Here is a 14,378-nt window from a genome sequence, read left to right as displayed (position 1 = left end):
CTACAGTCCCGCAAACCCACCCCCGCCGACCCATTGACGGTTGGCTGGTGGCCACTGGTGTAGAGCGACGCCCTGCGTCGCTGCCCTTGATCTTGATCTTGATCTTGATTTTCCAACCGCATGCGGCGATCTGTCGGGGTCGGTTGGCGGGCAGCCCTCGTAGGGACTGTCAAAAACATGGATGTTTTTGCCAAGCCTACATGGACGTACTTGCGGCGTGTCCCGTAGAGGGCTGCCCGCCAGCCGACCCACCCGCAGGGATCGAGACGCTGCTCTACGCGGAAGCCACAAACAAAAATGCCGCCCAGACCGGGCGGCATTTCGCTTTTCAGCTTTTCAGCTTTTCAGCAGACCAGACTCAGGTCAGATCAACCAGGTTCGGAATGGCCACATCGGTGGGCACGTCCGCTTCGTAATCCACGCCTTCCACGCCGAAGCCGAACAGGCGCAGGAAGTCGGCCTTGTAGCCGGCCAGGTCGCTGATCTCGTACAGGTTCTCGTTGGTGACCTGCGGCCACAGCGCCACCACTTCGGCCTGCACGTCCGGCGCCATTTCCTTGTAGTCCGCACGCAGGCGTCCGGCTTCGTCGACCAGCTCCACCGTGCGGCCATCGGCCAGCAGCTGGTGGCGCAGGCGATCGGCCGCCGCGCCGCTTTCCTTGCCGCCGTAGATGATGTCGTACAGCGTGTCGAGCTGCTCGATGCAGCCCTCGTGCGTGCCGCGCTCCTTCATCACCTTGAACAGCAGCGACAGGTACAGCGGCATGGTCGGGATCGCCGAGCTGGCCTGGGTCACCACCGCCTTGAGCACCGACACGCGCGCGTCGCCGCTGATCGGCGCCAGCTTGGCGCGGATGCCCTGCACCTTCTGGTCCAGGTCCTTCTTGGCCGCACCGATCGAACCGTTCCAGTAGATCGCCTGGGTGATCTCTTCGCCCACGTAGGTGAAGGCCGTGGTGGTGGCGCCGTCGGCCAGCACGCCGGCTTCCAGCAGCGCGTCGATCCACATCTGCCAGTCTTCGCCGCCCATCACCGCCACCGTGCCGGCGATCTCTTCCGGCGTGGCCGGCTCGATCGTGGTTTCGGTGATCACTTCCTTGTCCGTATCCAGCCCGCGCAGCGTGATTGGCGCGCCGATCGGCTTGAGCGTGGAACTGATCACTTCGCCGGTCTTCGGGTGCTTGCGGCGCGGCGCCGCCAGGCTGTACACCACCTGGTCGACCTGGCCCAGGTCCTGCTTGATCAGCTCGATGACCTTGGCCTTGACCTCGTCCGAGAAGGCGTCGCCGTTCACGCTGCGCGCGTACAGGCCCGCCTGCTCGGCGTACTTCTGGAACGCGGCCGAGTTGTACCAGCCTGCCGTGCCCGGCTTGGTTTCGGTGCCCGGACGCTCGAAGAACACGCCCAGCGTGGCCGCACCGCTGCCGAACGCGGCGGTGATGCGCGCGGCCAGGCCATAACCGGTGGACGCACCCAGCACCAGCACCCGCTTGGGACCGTTCGGCACCTTCGGCTGGGCCTGGATGTAATCGATCTGCTGCTTGACGGCTGCGTCGCAGCCGACCGGATGGGTGGTGACGCAGATGAAGCCGCGCACACGCGGTTTGATGACCATGATGACCTCGATGGGAATGGTGGGCCTCGGGAACGGCCGCACGCAACCCGGGAATCGTAGTGCGCACGGCCAGACAGCACAACCGACGCCCCGGTACGGTGGACATGAAAAAACCGCGCAGCGCGCGGTTTCTTCAGGTGCCACCGGAGTTGCCGGCCTGGGCCGGCAACCGTTACGGCCGGCGTTCCAGGGCTTCGACGTCCTTGGCCTTGGGCAGCAGGTCCTGCTTGCTCACGCGCAGGAAGCCGATGGTCAGCATCGGCACGGCCACCAGGATCGAGGACAGCACCACGATCACCGCACCCACCATGTGGGTTTCGGCCAGGCCTTCCAGCGAAGCGCCGCCGTACATGTACAGCGCGAGTGCCGACAGGAAGAACATCACCGCGGTGATCACCGTACGCGACAGCGTCTGGTTGATCGAGCGGTTCAGCACTTCCAGCGGGTCGGCACGCAGGCTGCGGAAGTTTTCGCGGACACGGTCGAAGACCACGATGATGTCGTTGATCGCAAAGCCCATCACCGACAGCAGACCGGCCAGCAGGTTCAGGTCGAACTCGCGTCCCATCAGCGACATGTAGGCCAGCGTCACCAGCAGGTCGAACAGCGCCACGATGCTGGCGGTGACCGCGAACTTCCACTCGAAGCGGAAGCCGATGTAGATCAGGAAGCCGGCCAGCATGAAGATCGTCGCGTACAGACCGTTCAACGCCAGGTCCTTGCCGATCTGCGGGCCCACGAACTCGTTGCGCAGGATCGTGGCCGGGTTCTCGCTGGTGGTGATCGCCTTGAGGACCGCGTCGCCAGTGGCCTTGTCTTCGGCGCTGGCCGCACCGGTACCCGGTGCATGTTCGCCGTGCGGGGCCAGGCGGATCAGCACGTCGGTGTTGCCACCGAAGCTCTGCACCTGGGTGCCCTCGAAGCCATTGGCTTCCAGGCGCGAGCGGACCTCCTCGACGTCCATCTGGCGATCGAAGCGCGCTTCGATCAGGGTGCCGCCGGTGAAGTCGAGTGCGAAGGTGAAGCCCTTGATGCCGATGATGGCAACCGAGGCCAGGAACAACGCGATCGTGACTGCCATGGCGACATGGCGCCAACGCATGAAGTCGATCTTGGTGTCGTTCGGGAGGATGTGCAGCGGAAACAGTTTCATTGTGCGTGTCGTCCCGTCAGATGGCCACGTTCTGGAGCTTCTTGCGACGGCCGTAGATCAGCGTCGCAAGTGCGCGCGATACGGTGATCGCGGTGAACATCGAGGCGAAGATACCGATGATCATCGTCAGGGCGAAGCCCTTCAGCGGACCGGTGCCGAAGGCGAACAGCGCCACACCGACGATCAGGCCGGTCAGGTTGGCGTCGAGGATGGTGCCGCTGGCGCGTTCATAACCGGTCACGATCGCAGTCTTGCCCGGCATGCCCGCACGCAGTTCCTCGCGGATGCGCTCGTTGATCAGCACGTTGGCGTCGACCGACAGGCCCACCGACAACGCCAGGCCGGCAAAGCCCGGCAGGGTCATGGTGGCACCGAACAGCGACATCACCGCCACCACGATCAGCAGGTTGAACAGCATCGCCACCGAGGTGATCAGGCCGAACATGCGGTAGTAGATGGTGAAGAAGACCAGGGTGAACATGAAGGCGTAGACCACCGCGGTGATGCCGCGCTCCACGTTCTCCGCACCCAGGCTCGGGCCGACCACGCGCTCTTCCACGAAGTCCATCGGCGCGGCCAGCGAGCCGGACTTCAGCAGCTTGGCGAGTTCTTCCGATTCCTTCTTCTCCAGGCCGGTGGTCTGGAAGTTCTTGCCGAACACGCCGTTGATGTTGGCCACCGAGATCACTTCCTCGTTGACGCGGAAGCTGCGCACTTCCTTGCCATCAACCATGGTCACGGTCGGCACGCGCTCGGTGTACACCACCGCCATCGGCTTGCCGACATTGGCACTGGTGAAATCGAACATGCGCTGGCCGCCGACGCTGTTGAGCGTCACGCTCACCGACGGGGTGCCGGTGGTGGCGTCGTTGACCGCCTGCGCGGCCACCATCTGGTCACCGGTGACGATCACGCGCTTGTTCAGCAGGATCGGGACGCCGCTGTCGCGACGCTTGTAGACCTTGGCTTCCGGCGGAATGCGGCCGGTGTCGATGGCGTCCTGCGCGTTGCCATCGACCACCGCGCGGTATTCGAGCGTTGCGGTCGCGCCGATCATGCGCTTGGCTTCGGCGGTGTCCTGCACGCCCGGCAGCTGCACGACCACGCGGTCGGCACCCTGGCGCTGGATGATCGGTTCGGCCACGCCCAGCTGGTTGACGCGGTTGCGCAGCGTGTTGATGTTCTGCTCGATCGCACCGTTGGTGATCTGGCTCAGCTCGGCGTCCGGCACGGTCACCGTCAGGCGCTTGCCCGACACGTCATAACCGAGGGTGGGCTGTGCCTTTACCAGCGCCAACCGTGCACGCTCGGCGGCAGCATCGTCGGTCGACGGGCTCAGCGTGGCGACGATCGAATTGTCCGGGCGACGCTCCACCGACTGGAACGGAACGCGCGCCTCGCGCAGCGTGCCGCGCACGTCTTCGGCGTAGGCATCCATGCGCTTGTCGATGGCCGCCTTCTGGTCCACCTGCAGCACGAAGTGCACGCCACCCTGCAGGTCCAGGCCCAGCACCATCGGGCGACCGCCCAGGCGCTGCAGCCAGTCCGGCACGGTCGAGGCCAGGTTCAGGGCCACCGTGTAGTTCTCGCCGACGCTGTCGCGCAGCCGGGCGCTGGCCGCCGCCTGCGCCTGCAGGTCCGGCAGGCGCACGATCAGGCTCTCGCCTTCCTTGTCCGCGCCGATGGTGTTGATCCCGGCCTGCTTCAGGTCGGCCAGCACGCGGGTGCGAAGGGCGTCATCGACCTGGCCGCCACGGTTGGCGGTGATCTGGACGGCGGGGTCCTTCTGGTAGATGTTGGGCAGCGCGTACAGCGCGCTGAGCGCCAGTACGATCAGGATGACGACGTACTTCCAGCGTGGAAATTCAAGCATTGCCAGGTTCCTGCGCGGCGCCAGTCCCGGCGCCGCGGTTGTGCTTCGGAAAGGGAGTGGCTTAGTTGGCCGACTTCAGGGTGCCGGTCGGCAGCACGTTGCCCACGGCGCCCTTCTGCACGCGGATGTTCACGTTGTCGGACACTTCGATGGTGACGAAGTTGTCGCCGATGGCCTTGACGGTGCCGGCAATGCCGCCGTTGGTCAGCACTTCGTCGCCGATCTTGATCTTCTCCAGCATCGCCTTGTGTTCCTTCTGGCGCTTCATCTGCGGGCGGATCATCAGGAAGTACATGATCGCGATCAGGATGATCGGGAACAGCAGCGTGGTCAGGCCCATGCCCTGCGGCTGGCCACCAGCGGCTTGGGCGTGGGCGGCGGGAATCAGGAAGGCGATCAGGTTCATGGTGTGTCCTTGGGTTGGGAGGCGCCCTACTCCTTATGGGGTCGGGTGTCGCCGCGAAACAGGGGTCAGCCGCGAAGTATGCCACGGCCCCGGGAGTTCGTCCTTGGGCCGTTTGGCAGGGTCCGCGCGCCGGATCGGGGCCGGGCCGGCCGCTTACAGCGGCGGCGTGGCCATGCCCCGGGCCGCATAGAAGGACTCGCGGAAGGCCTCGAAGGTTCCCGCCGCGATGGCCGCGCGCATGTCGGCCATCAGCTTCTCGTAGTAGTACAGGTTATGGAGGGTGCCCAGCATCGGCGCCAGCATTTCGTTGCAGCGGTCCAGGTGGCGCAGGTACGAGCGGGTGTAGCCACTGGTGCAGGCATGGCAGCCGCAGCCCGGCTCGATGGTGTCCATGTCGCGCTCATAGCGGGCGTTGCGGATGCGCACGGTGCCGAACGAGGTGAAATAGTGGCCGTTGCGTGCGTTGCGGGTCGGCATCACGCAATCGAACATGTCCACGCCGCGGGCGACGCCTTCGACCAGGTCTTCCGGCCGACCCACGCCCATCAGGTAACGCGGGCGGTCGGCGGGCAGGATCGGGTGCATGTGGTCGAGCATCGCGTTGCGCTCGTGCTCGGGCTCGCCCACGGCCAGGCCACCGATGGCGTAGCCGTCGAAGCCGATCTGCTGCAGGCCTTCGGCCGAGCGGCTGCGCAGGTCGTGGTGGACCCCGCCCTGGACGATGCCGAACAGCGCCGCGTCATTGCCCAGTTCGTCGTGCGCGTTGCGGCTGCGCTGGGCCCAGCGCAGGCTCAGCTCCATCGAGGTGCGCGCCACCGGCTCGGTGGCCGGGTACGGGGTGCACTCGTCGAAGATCATCACGATGTCCGAATCGAGCACCTTCTGGATCTTCATGCTCTCTTCCGGGCCCAGGAACACCCGGGCACCGTCGGTCGGCGAGGCGAAGGTGACGCCCTGTTCGGTGATCTTGCGGCGATGCGCCAGCGAAAACACCTGGAAACCACCGGAATCGGTCAGGATCGGCCCGTTCCAGCGCGCGAAGCCGTGCAGTCCGCCGTGGTCGGCGATCACGTCCAGGCCCGGGCGCAGGTACAGATGGAAGGTGTTGCCGAGGATGATCTCGGCGCCCAGGGCGCGGATCTGCTCCGGCAGGATGCCCTTGACCGTCCCATAGGTACCCACCGGCATGAAGGCCGGGGTTTCCACCGTCCCGCGCGGGAAGGTCAGGCGGCCACGGCGGGCGCGCCCGTCGGTGGTCTGGAGCTGGAACTGGAGTCGGGACATGGAGCGGGCATTCGGGCAAATAATTGCCGATTATCGCCGAAAACCGCCGCCGACGCGCTCAATCCCCCTGCGGGAACAACAACATGGCGTCGCCATAGCTGAAGAACCGGTACTTTTCCTCGATCGCGGCGCGGTAGGCCTCGAACACCCGCGCCTGCCCGGCGAAGGCGGAAATCATCATCAGCAGCGTGCTTTCGGGCAGGTGGAAGTTGGTGACCATCGCGTCCACGCTGCGGATCCGGTAGCCCGGGGTGATGAAGATCTGGGTTTCGCCGGCATATGGCAGCAGCTCGCCGTCGCGCATGGCGCTTTCCAGCGCGCGCACCACGGTGGTGCCCACGCCGATCACCCGGCCACCGGCGGCGCGCGTGCGGCGCACCTGCTGGACCAGTTCGGGGCCCACGTTCAGCCACTCGCGGTGCATCACGTGGTCCTTGAGGTCGTCGGCACGGACCGGCTGGAAGGTACCCGCGCCCACATGCAGGGTCACGTGGCCGAAGCCCACGCCCTGCGCGGCAAGCTCGGCCAGCAGGCCTTCATCAAAGTGCAGGCCGGCCGTCGGTGCGGCCACCGCGCCCACTTCGCGCGCGAACACCGTCTGGTAGCGCTCGCGGTCGTCCAGCCCCGGCTCGCGCTGGATGTAGGGCGGCAATGGCAGCCTTCCCGCGTGGAGCAGCCACTGTTCCAGCGGCTCGGGCACGTGGAACCGCAGCACGTAGAATTCGCCATCGCGGCCCAGCACCTCGGCCTCGCCGCCGGCATCGAGCGCGATCCGGCTGCCTGGCTTCGGCGATTTGCTGGCGCCCACCTGGGCCCGGGCCTGCTGCCCGCCCAGCAGGCGTTCGATCAGGATTTCCACGCGGCCACCGCTGGCCTTCTGGCCGAACAGGCGGGCCGGGATCACCCGGGTATCGTTGAAGACCAGCAGGTCGCCGGCCTGCAGCAGCGACGGCAGGTCGCGCACCTGGCGGTGTTCGAACGCGGCCGGGGCCTGCGGCACCACCATCAGGCGGCTGGCCGAGCGCTCGGCGAGCGGAGCCTGGGCGATCAGTTCAGCGGGAAGGTCGTAATGGAAGTCGGACTTCTTCAAGGGAGCGCACGGCAACGTGTAGACAATGTCGGGCATTGTACGACTGGCCCCCGGTGGCAACGCCAGAAGCGTTGAACGTCGCGCAAAATGCTGCTTTGCAACAGTTTTTGGCTGGGTTATCGCGCGAAAAACCGCGTGATAGCATCGAACCGGAAGTCTGATGCATGAGCCGCATTGCCCCAGGCGCGCGCCCCCGGTCGCGCGTTTTGCATTTGCGCCATGCCGCCAATCGTTTCAGGAGATCTGCAATGAGCTTCATCGAACGCCTCGCCCCCCTTCGCGCCCAGCCCGGCACCCGCCTCACCACCGGCCTGGATGACGCCACCCTTGAACGCCTGGCTGCCGGCCACCCGCAGCTGGTGGCAGCCGTTGACGCCGCCGCCGCCGAATTCGAGCGCGTCCGCGCCGACCTGGAGGAGGTGCTGGCGCTGGATGAGCGTGCCCAGATCGATGCGATGCAGGACGGCTTCGTCAATTTCTACGCCGATGACGCCGTGACCCCGTACGTTGCCCTCGCCGCCCGCGGCGCCTGGGTGGTGACCCTCAAGGGTGCGGTGCTGTACGACGCCGGCGGCTACGGCATGCTCGGCTTCGGGCATACCCCGGAGGCGGTACTGGAGGCGATGGCCGCCCCGCAGGTCATGGCCAACGTGATGACGCCGAGCCTGTCGCAGCAGCGCTTCATCAAGGCGCTGCGCGCCGAGATCGGGCACCGCCGTGGCGGCTGCCCGTATGCGCGGTTCATGTGCCTGAACTCCGGCTCCGAAGCGGTCGGCCTGGCCGCGCGCATCGCCGATGTCAACGCCAAGCTGCAGACCGACCCGGGTGCGCGCCACGCCGGCGCGAAGATCAAGCGGGTGGTGGTCAAGGGCAGCTTCCACGGCCGTACCGACCGCCCCGGCCTGTACTCCGATTCCAGCCGCAGGACGTACCTGCAGCACCTGGCCAGCTACCGCGGCGAGGACACGGTGATCGCGATCGCGCCATACGACGAGGAGGCCCTGAAGCGGGTCTTCGCCGAGGCCGAGCAGAACCACTGGTTCATCGAAGCGATCTTCCTGGAACCGGTGATGGGCGAAGGCGACCCGGGCCGTGCGGTGCCGCCGTCGTTCTATGCACTGGCGCGTGAACTGACCCGCCAGCACGGCAGCCTGCTGCTGCTGGATTCGATCCAGGCCGGCCTGCGCGCGCACGGCGTGCTGTCGATCGTGGATTACCCCGGTTTCGAGGGCCTGGACGTGCCGGACATGGAGACCTATTCCAAGGCCCTGAACGCCGCGCAGTTCCCGCTGTCGGTGCTGGCGGTGACCGAGCATGCCGCGCAGCTGTACCGCAAGGGCATCTATGGCAACACGATGACCAGCAACCCGCGTGCGCTGGACGTGGCCTGCGCGACGCTGTCGTTGCTGACCCCGCAGGTGCGCGACAACATCCGCCAGCGCGGCGAAGAGGCCGTGCGCAAGCTGGAGCAGCTCAAGGCCGAGCTGGGCGGGCTGATCACCAAGGTGCAGGGCACGGGCCTGCTGTTCTCCTGCGAGCTGGCCCCGCAGTTCAAGTGCTACGGCACCCATTCCACCGAGGAATGGCTGCGCAACCATGGCATCAACGTGATCCATGGCGGCGAGAACTCGCTGCGCTTCACCCCGCATTTCGGGATGGACAGCGACGAACTGGACCTGCTCGTGAACCTGGTCGGCCGCGCCCTGAAAGAGGGCCCGCGCCGGGAACAATCGCAGGCCGCCTGACGCCCGTGCGAGAATGGGAGGTTTCCAGTGGAAACCTCCCCATGAAATCCATCTGTGTCTACTGCGGCTCCAACGCCGGCAGCAAGCCCATCTACACCGAACGTGCCATCGCACTGGGCGACCGCATCGCCCGCGATGGCCTGCGCCTGGTCTACGGCGGCGGCAACGTCGGCCTGATGGGCACCGTCGCCAATGCGGTGCTGGCCGGCGGCGGCGAAGTCACCGGGGTGATCCCGCAGCAGCTGGCGGACTGGGAAGTGGCCCACCGCGGCCTGACCGAGCTGGAAATCGTCGGCTCCATGCATGAGCGCAAGTCGCGCATGTTCGAGCTGTCCGACGCGTTCGTGGCCCTGCCCGGCGGCTTCGGCACCATGGAAGAAATCTTCGAGATGCTCACCTGGCGCCAGCTCGGCATCGGCAACAAGCCGTGCGCCTTCCTCGACGTGGATGGCTTCTACGCGCCCCTGATCGGCATGATCGACCGCATGGTCGAAGAGCGCTTCCTGCACCCGGACCAGCGCGCGGACCTGTGGTACGGCTCGGACATCGACGCCATGCTGGACTGGATGCGTGCCTATGAGCCGGCGCAGGCCTCGAAGTGGATCGACGAGAAGCGCCGTACCGCGCTGATCAGCCCGTAACGAAGGTATCCATCGGCGCGGGGCGACCCAGCAGGTAGCCCTGGCCGTAGTCACAGCCCAGCTGCAGCAGGGTCTGCCGCTGGGCCATGTTCTCGATGCCCTCGCCCACGGTTTCGATGCCCAGCGTGCGCGCCAGCGACAGCACGCCCTGCACCAGTGCGTAGGTGCTCTGCAGGTCCTGCCCATGCAGGCCGGCGATGAAGCTCTGGTCGATCTTGAGCGTGGAGATCGGGAAGCGGTGCAGGTAGGACAGCGCCGAGAAGCCGGTGCCGAAATCATCCAGCTGCACCAGCACGCCGCGTTCGCGCAGCGTCTGCAGGATCCGCAGGGTGCGCGGACCGTCGTCCAGCAGCGCCACCTCGGTGATTTCCAGCCGCAACCGGCGCGGGTCGGCACCCGCCGCTTCGATCAGCCCGAACAGGCGTGAGCTGAAATCGGCCGAACGGAAATGCCGCGGCGACACGTTCACCGACAGGTAGCCCTCGCCCCCACGTGCGAGCTGGCCAATCACGTCTTCGTAGAGCAGCCAGTCGACCTGCTCGATCAGCCCGCTTTCCTCGCCCAGGTCCAGGAACGCGCTGGGCAGCAGCAGCCCGCGCCGTTCGTGGCGCCAGCGCAACAGTGCTTCATAGCCCACCACCTGTCCGTCGGCCAGGCGCACGATCGGCTGGTAATACGGCAGGAAATCGCGGTTGTTGATCGCCCGGCGCAGGTCCGCTTCCAGGTCAAGGCTGCGCAGCGCCTCTTCGCGCATGGCTTCGTCGAACACCGCGAAGCGGTCCTTGCCCTGGGCCTTGGCCCGGTACATCGCCGCATCGGCGTCGCGCACCATTTCCTCGCCGTTGCGGTAGCGTGGGCTCCACATCGCGATGCCCAGGCTGCCGGAGGGGAACAGCTCGCGGCCCTGCACCCACATCGATTCTTCCAGGGCCATCAGCATCCGCTGCGAGAACTCGCGCGCCGAGGCCAGCCCCTGCTCGCATTCGAGCAGGATCGCGAATTCGTCGCCGCCCAGCCGCGCGACCACGTCATCGCTTCCCACCATCGAGACGATGCGCTTGGCCACTTCCACCAGCATCTGGTCGCCGGCGGCGTGGCCGATGCTGTCGTTGACCAGCTTGAATCGGTCCAGGTCCAGGAACAGCACGGCAAAGCGCAAGCCGTCGCGCGAACGTGCGCGGGCAATGGCATCTTCCAGCCGGTCCAGCAGGTGCGCGCGGTTCGGCAACCCGGTCAGCGCGTCATGCAGCGCCTGGTGGGTGAGCCGCTGTTCGGCGCGCAGGCGCTCGCCGATCTGGCCCAGCAGCTTGCCGTTGACGTCGGCCAGCTCGCGGGTGCGTTCCTCCACCCGTTTCTCCAGCTCGGCATGCGCGTTGCGCAGGCGCTCCTGGTCGCGCTGGCGGGCCAGCCCGTTGCCGATGTTCTGGGCCACGAAGGTGAGCAGGCGCTGGTCGTGGGCGGTGAAGCTGATCTCCGGCGAATAGCTCTGCACCACGATCACGCCGACCACGTCGTCATCGCTCAGCAGCGGCACCCCCAGCCAGCAGTGCGAACGTGCACCGAACTCGTTCACCGTGCCCGACGCGCGCAGTGCATCGATGTGCTCGCGCGAGGCCAGCAGCGGCTGCCGGTTGCGCACGATGTATTCGGTAAGGCCCTTGCTGAACGGTCGTGGCGCACGCGCCGGGTTGTACTCGTCCACCGAGTAGACGAACTCCAGGCCTTCGCCGGATTCATCGACCAGGGCGATGTAGAAATTGCGCGCATCGAGCAGCGTGCCCACCACCCCATGCACCTGCACGTAGAACTGGGCCAGGCTTTCAGCGCTCATCGCCATCTCGGCGATGTTGAACAGGGCCAGCTGCAGCTTCTCGGCGCGGCGGCGTTCGATCACCTCGTCCTGCAGGCTGTGGTTGGCCCGCTGCAGTTCCAGCGTGCGTCGCTCCACCTGGCGCTCCAGCTGCACCTGCGCCTGGCGCCGGTCCATCGCGGTGAGGATGTGCTGGGCCACGTAGCCCAGCAGCGTGCGGTCGGCTTCGTTGTAGCGCACCCGGTGTTCGTAGCTCTGCACCACGATCGCACCGCACACGCGACCCTCGCGCAGCATCGGCACGCCCAGCCAGTCCAGGCTCTCCGGCCCGCGGCTGGGGTCGTATTCGTCGCTCATCGCCGCCAGCAGTTCATTGGACGGCCCGCTCAGCGGCTGCCCATGGCGCAGCAGCGCGAAGGTCAGGCTGCGCGGCATTTCGTGTTCTTCGTAGCTGCGATCGGGATCGGCCACGAAGCTGTCGCGCTGGTCGGCGAAATACAGGAAGCGGATCCGCCGGCGTACATCGTCGTACTCGACGATGTAGCAGTTCTGCGCGTACATCAGGGTATTGAGCACGCGATGGAAGTGCCGCAGCATCTCGGCCATTTCCAGATCGGCACCGGCCAGGTCGGCGATCTCGTACAGCGCCTGCTGCAACCGCTTTGACGTTTCCAGCGAACGGATCTGCTCACGTTGCCGGGCCAGCGCCAAAGCGTCCTGCAGGCCGGTGCGGGCCGCCGCCCACCAGGCGCCATGGGGCGCGGCGCCGTCGGGCAGCGCCACGCGGATGGCGAGCTCGCCGCCCTGGTGCTGCCAGCGGTACAGCGCAGCGGTGTCCGGCGCTGGCGGCGTGCCCAGCAGCGCTTCCAGCAGCGCGTGCTCCGGTTGGGCCGACGGCGGGTGGCTGATGCAGCCCTCGCCCAGCGCGGCGTCGGACCAGCCCAAGGTGAGCTGCGCCCCCTCGGGCAGCAAAGCGCACAGCGTCCGCGCAAGCGCGGTGGACACCACCGCGCCACGGTCCGGATGCCCCGAGGTCGTCACTACCTGGCTGGACAACATGTTCATCTCTTCTGGCACCGGAGAACCGGCACCTCCCCTGTACCCCGAGCATAACGCGCTCCCCGGGGGGCAATGGAAGCCCTTGACCCCGTTGCCTGCCCTGGGCCGTTGTTCGCTGTGTCTTCCGCCCGGGTCCACCCTTGTGATTTCCGCTGCAGCCCCCGCTCCGCGCCGCTATGCGCAGGCCCATTCAGCGCTTACTCTGTGCGCCGTGGATGCCGCCGCCCTGCCAACCGATGAATCGCTGATGCTGGCCTGGGCCGGCGGCGACCTGCCTGCGTTCGAGGCCTTGTACGCCCGCCACCGCAACCGCCTGTACAGCTTCCTGCTGCGCCAGCTGCGCGATGCGGCGCTGGCCGACGAAATGTTCCAGGACGTGTGGCAGCGGGTGATCGCGGCGCGTGCCGGCTGGCAGCCCGAAGCGGCCTTCACCACCTGGCTGTTCCGCATTGCCCATAATCGGCTCAATGATCATTGGCGGGCGTCACGCCATCGCCCCACGGCGCCCGGCGATGCCGAGGAGCGTGTGGCGCGGATGAGCGACACCCGCACCCCGGAGAGCCAGCTCTCTGATTTCGAACAGCGGCGCCGGCTGCAGCTGGCCATGGAGCAGCTGCCCGATGACCAGCGAACGGTGCTGCAGCTGCGGCTGGAGCAGGAACTGAGCCTGGAGGAGATCGCGCAGATCACCGGTGTCGGCCGTGAAACGGTCAAATCGCGGCTGCGCTACGCGATGGACAAGCTGCGCGCGGAGTTGAGCCCATGATCCGCCCTGATCCACTGACGCCGGAAGAACGCGAGCTGGCCCGCCTGCTCGGTCGCCCTGCGCCGACGGCGCCGCCTGCGGCCGTGGACGAGGCGGTGCTGGCCGCCGCCCGCGCGGCGGTGCGCCCCGCCGCCGCCGCGGATGCCCCCGCGGCCGCCGCCCCGATGCGCAGCGCCACCCGCCCGCGCTCGCGCCTGCCTGCGGTGTTCGGCCTGGCGGCATCGCTGGTGTTCGCGGTGGGCATCGCCTGGCAGCTCAAACCCGAGGCGCCGCCGCCCGCTGCCCCGGTACCCGCGGCTGCGGAAGCTGCTGCGGATGCGCCTTCCGGTGACCCGGCCGCTGCCGGTGCAGACGCCGCTGCCGCAGCCACGGCTGAAGCCGCCGCGCCGGTGAGTGCCGAGCCGGCACCGCCCGCTGCCGCGGCGAAACCACGGGCCGCGCGCGCCGCGCCAGCGCCGAACGCGGTGCCAGCGCCCTTGCCGCCGCCGCCGCCCGCACCGCCGGTTGCGCTTCGGGCCGAGGCGCCCGCGCCGCCGGCTCCCATGGCGGCGCCGATGGCAGCGTCCAGTCCGCCCGATGCCAGCGTGCAGGCCGATCAAGCCTCCGCACTCGACCGCGTGGTGGTGACCAGCAGCCGCGTCGACGAACCACGTGAACGTGCGCAGGCCAAGGGCGCCCCGGGTGTCATGCGGCGCGCTGCACCGACCCCCGCTGCGGCGCCGGGCGACAGCCCGCTGTCGGCCAGCGCGATCACCGTGGCGGTGGATGCCGACGCAGCGTTGCCCCGCCGGCAGTGGATCAAGCGCATCCGCGAGCGCCGCGACGACCGCGACCTGGATACCGCGCGGGCCAGCCTGGAGCGTTACCTGCAGCAGTATCCGGAAGCGCGTATTCCCGAGGATCTGCGCGAGCTGCTCGACCCCCACTAGAATGGCG

The 14,378-nt window shown here is 67.4% G+C and carries 11 protein-coding genes; 4 read left to right on the top strand and 7 right to left on the bottom strand.

All coding sequences use genetic code 11. The annotated features are described in order from the left end of the window. Window positions 1–358: 358 nt before the first annotated feature. The 6 genes from fabV to queA all read right to left on the bottom strand — a co-directional run bounded on the left by fabV (window position 359) and on the right by queA (window position 7,421). The gene (fabV, locus tag AC06E7_RS15715) at window positions 359–1,615 is read right to left on the bottom strand and encodes an enoyl-ACP reductase FabV (RefSeq protein ID WP_478065284.1); all 1,257 of its coding nucleotides are present in this window, start codon (window positions 1,613–1,615) and stop codon (window positions 359–361) included. Window positions 1,616–1,787: 172 nt separating this feature from the next. Next, window positions 1,788–2,768, bottom strand: a complete 981-nt coding sequence (secF, locus tag AC06E7_RS15710) for a protein translocase subunit SecF (RefSeq protein WP_068851203.1) — start codon at window positions 2,766–2,768, stop codon at window positions 1,788–1,790. Window positions 2,769–2,784: 16 nt separating this feature from the next. Then, on the bottom strand, window positions 2,785–4,641 hold the full coding sequence (gene secD / locus AC06E7_RS15705; RefSeq protein ID WP_068851200.1) for a protein translocase subunit SecD: 1,857 nt from the start codon (window positions 4,639–4,641) through the stop codon (window positions 2,785–2,787). A gap of 61 nt (window positions 4,642–4,702) precedes the next feature. Then, window positions 4,703–5,047 (bottom strand): preprotein translocase subunit YajC, encoded by a 345-nt coding sequence (gene yajC, locus AC06E7_RS15700; protein WP_068851197.1) that lies wholly within the window; start codon window positions 5,045–5,047, stop codon window positions 4,703–4,705. A 153-nt stretch (window positions 5,048–5,200) separates the two neighbouring features. Beyond that, complete coding sequence (gene tgt, locus AC06E7_RS15695; RefSeq protein ID WP_093534359.1) at window positions 5,201–6,331, bottom strand: tRNA guanosine(34) transglycosylase Tgt; 1,131 nt, start codon at window positions 6,329–6,331, stop codon at window positions 5,201–5,203. 58 nt (window positions 6,332–6,389) lie between these two features. After that, on the bottom strand, window positions 6,390–7,421 hold the full coding sequence (queA, locus tag AC06E7_RS15690) for a tRNA preQ1(34) S-adenosylmethionine ribosyltransferase-isomerase QueA (protein WP_478065283.1): 1,032 nt from the start codon (window positions 7,419–7,421) through the stop codon (window positions 6,390–6,392). A gap of 248 nt (window positions 7,422–7,669) precedes the next feature. Here queA and AC06E7_RS15685 point away from each other — a divergent pair, with 248 nt between their 5' ends. Next, the gene (locus AC06E7_RS15685) at window positions 7,670–9,166 is read left to right on the top strand and encodes an aminotransferase class III-fold pyridoxal phosphate-dependent enzyme (protein ID WP_217538723.1); all 1,497 of its coding nucleotides are present in this window, start codon (window positions 7,670–7,672) and stop codon (window positions 9,164–9,166) included. Window positions 9,167–9,207: 41 nt separating this feature from the next. Then, entirely contained in the window at window positions 9,208–9,807 is a 600-nt protein-coding gene (locus AC06E7_RS15680; protein WP_282247766.1) for an LOG family protein, read from the top strand. Here the strand turns inward: AC06E7_RS15680 and AC06E7_RS15675 are convergent. Next, on the bottom strand, window positions 9,797–12,682 hold the full coding sequence (locus AC06E7_RS15675) for a bifunctional diguanylate cyclase/phosphodiesterase (RefSeq protein ID WP_095364202.1): 2,886 nt from the start codon (window positions 12,680–12,682) through the stop codon (window positions 9,797–9,799). The genes AC06E7_RS15680 and AC06E7_RS15675 overlap by 11 nt on opposite strands. 205 nt (window positions 12,683–12,887) lie before the next feature. Here AC06E7_RS15675 and AC06E7_RS15670 point away from each other — a divergent pair, with 205 nt between their 5' ends. Together AC06E7_RS15670 and AC06E7_RS15665 are read left to right on the top strand one after the other, a co-directional pair. Then, on the top strand, window positions 12,888–13,442 hold the full coding sequence (locus AC06E7_RS15670) for an RNA polymerase sigma factor (protein ID WP_068851180.1): 555 nt from the start codon (window positions 12,888–12,890) through the stop codon (window positions 13,440–13,442). Next, a complete protein-coding gene (locus AC06E7_RS15665) occupies window positions 13,439–14,371 on the top strand; it encodes a hypothetical protein (protein WP_478065282.1) in 933 nt (310 codons plus the stop codon). Before AC06E7_RS15670 ends, AC06E7_RS15665 begins: the two co-directional genes overlap by 4 nt. The last annotated feature ends 7 nt before the right edge of the window (window positions 14,372–14,378 follow it).

It is taken from the genome of Stenotrophomonas sp. Steno-Z4 (assembly GCF_056393145.1).
Note: the sequence above shows the minus strand (reverse complement) of the source record. Positions and strands in the feature narration are given on the sequence as shown.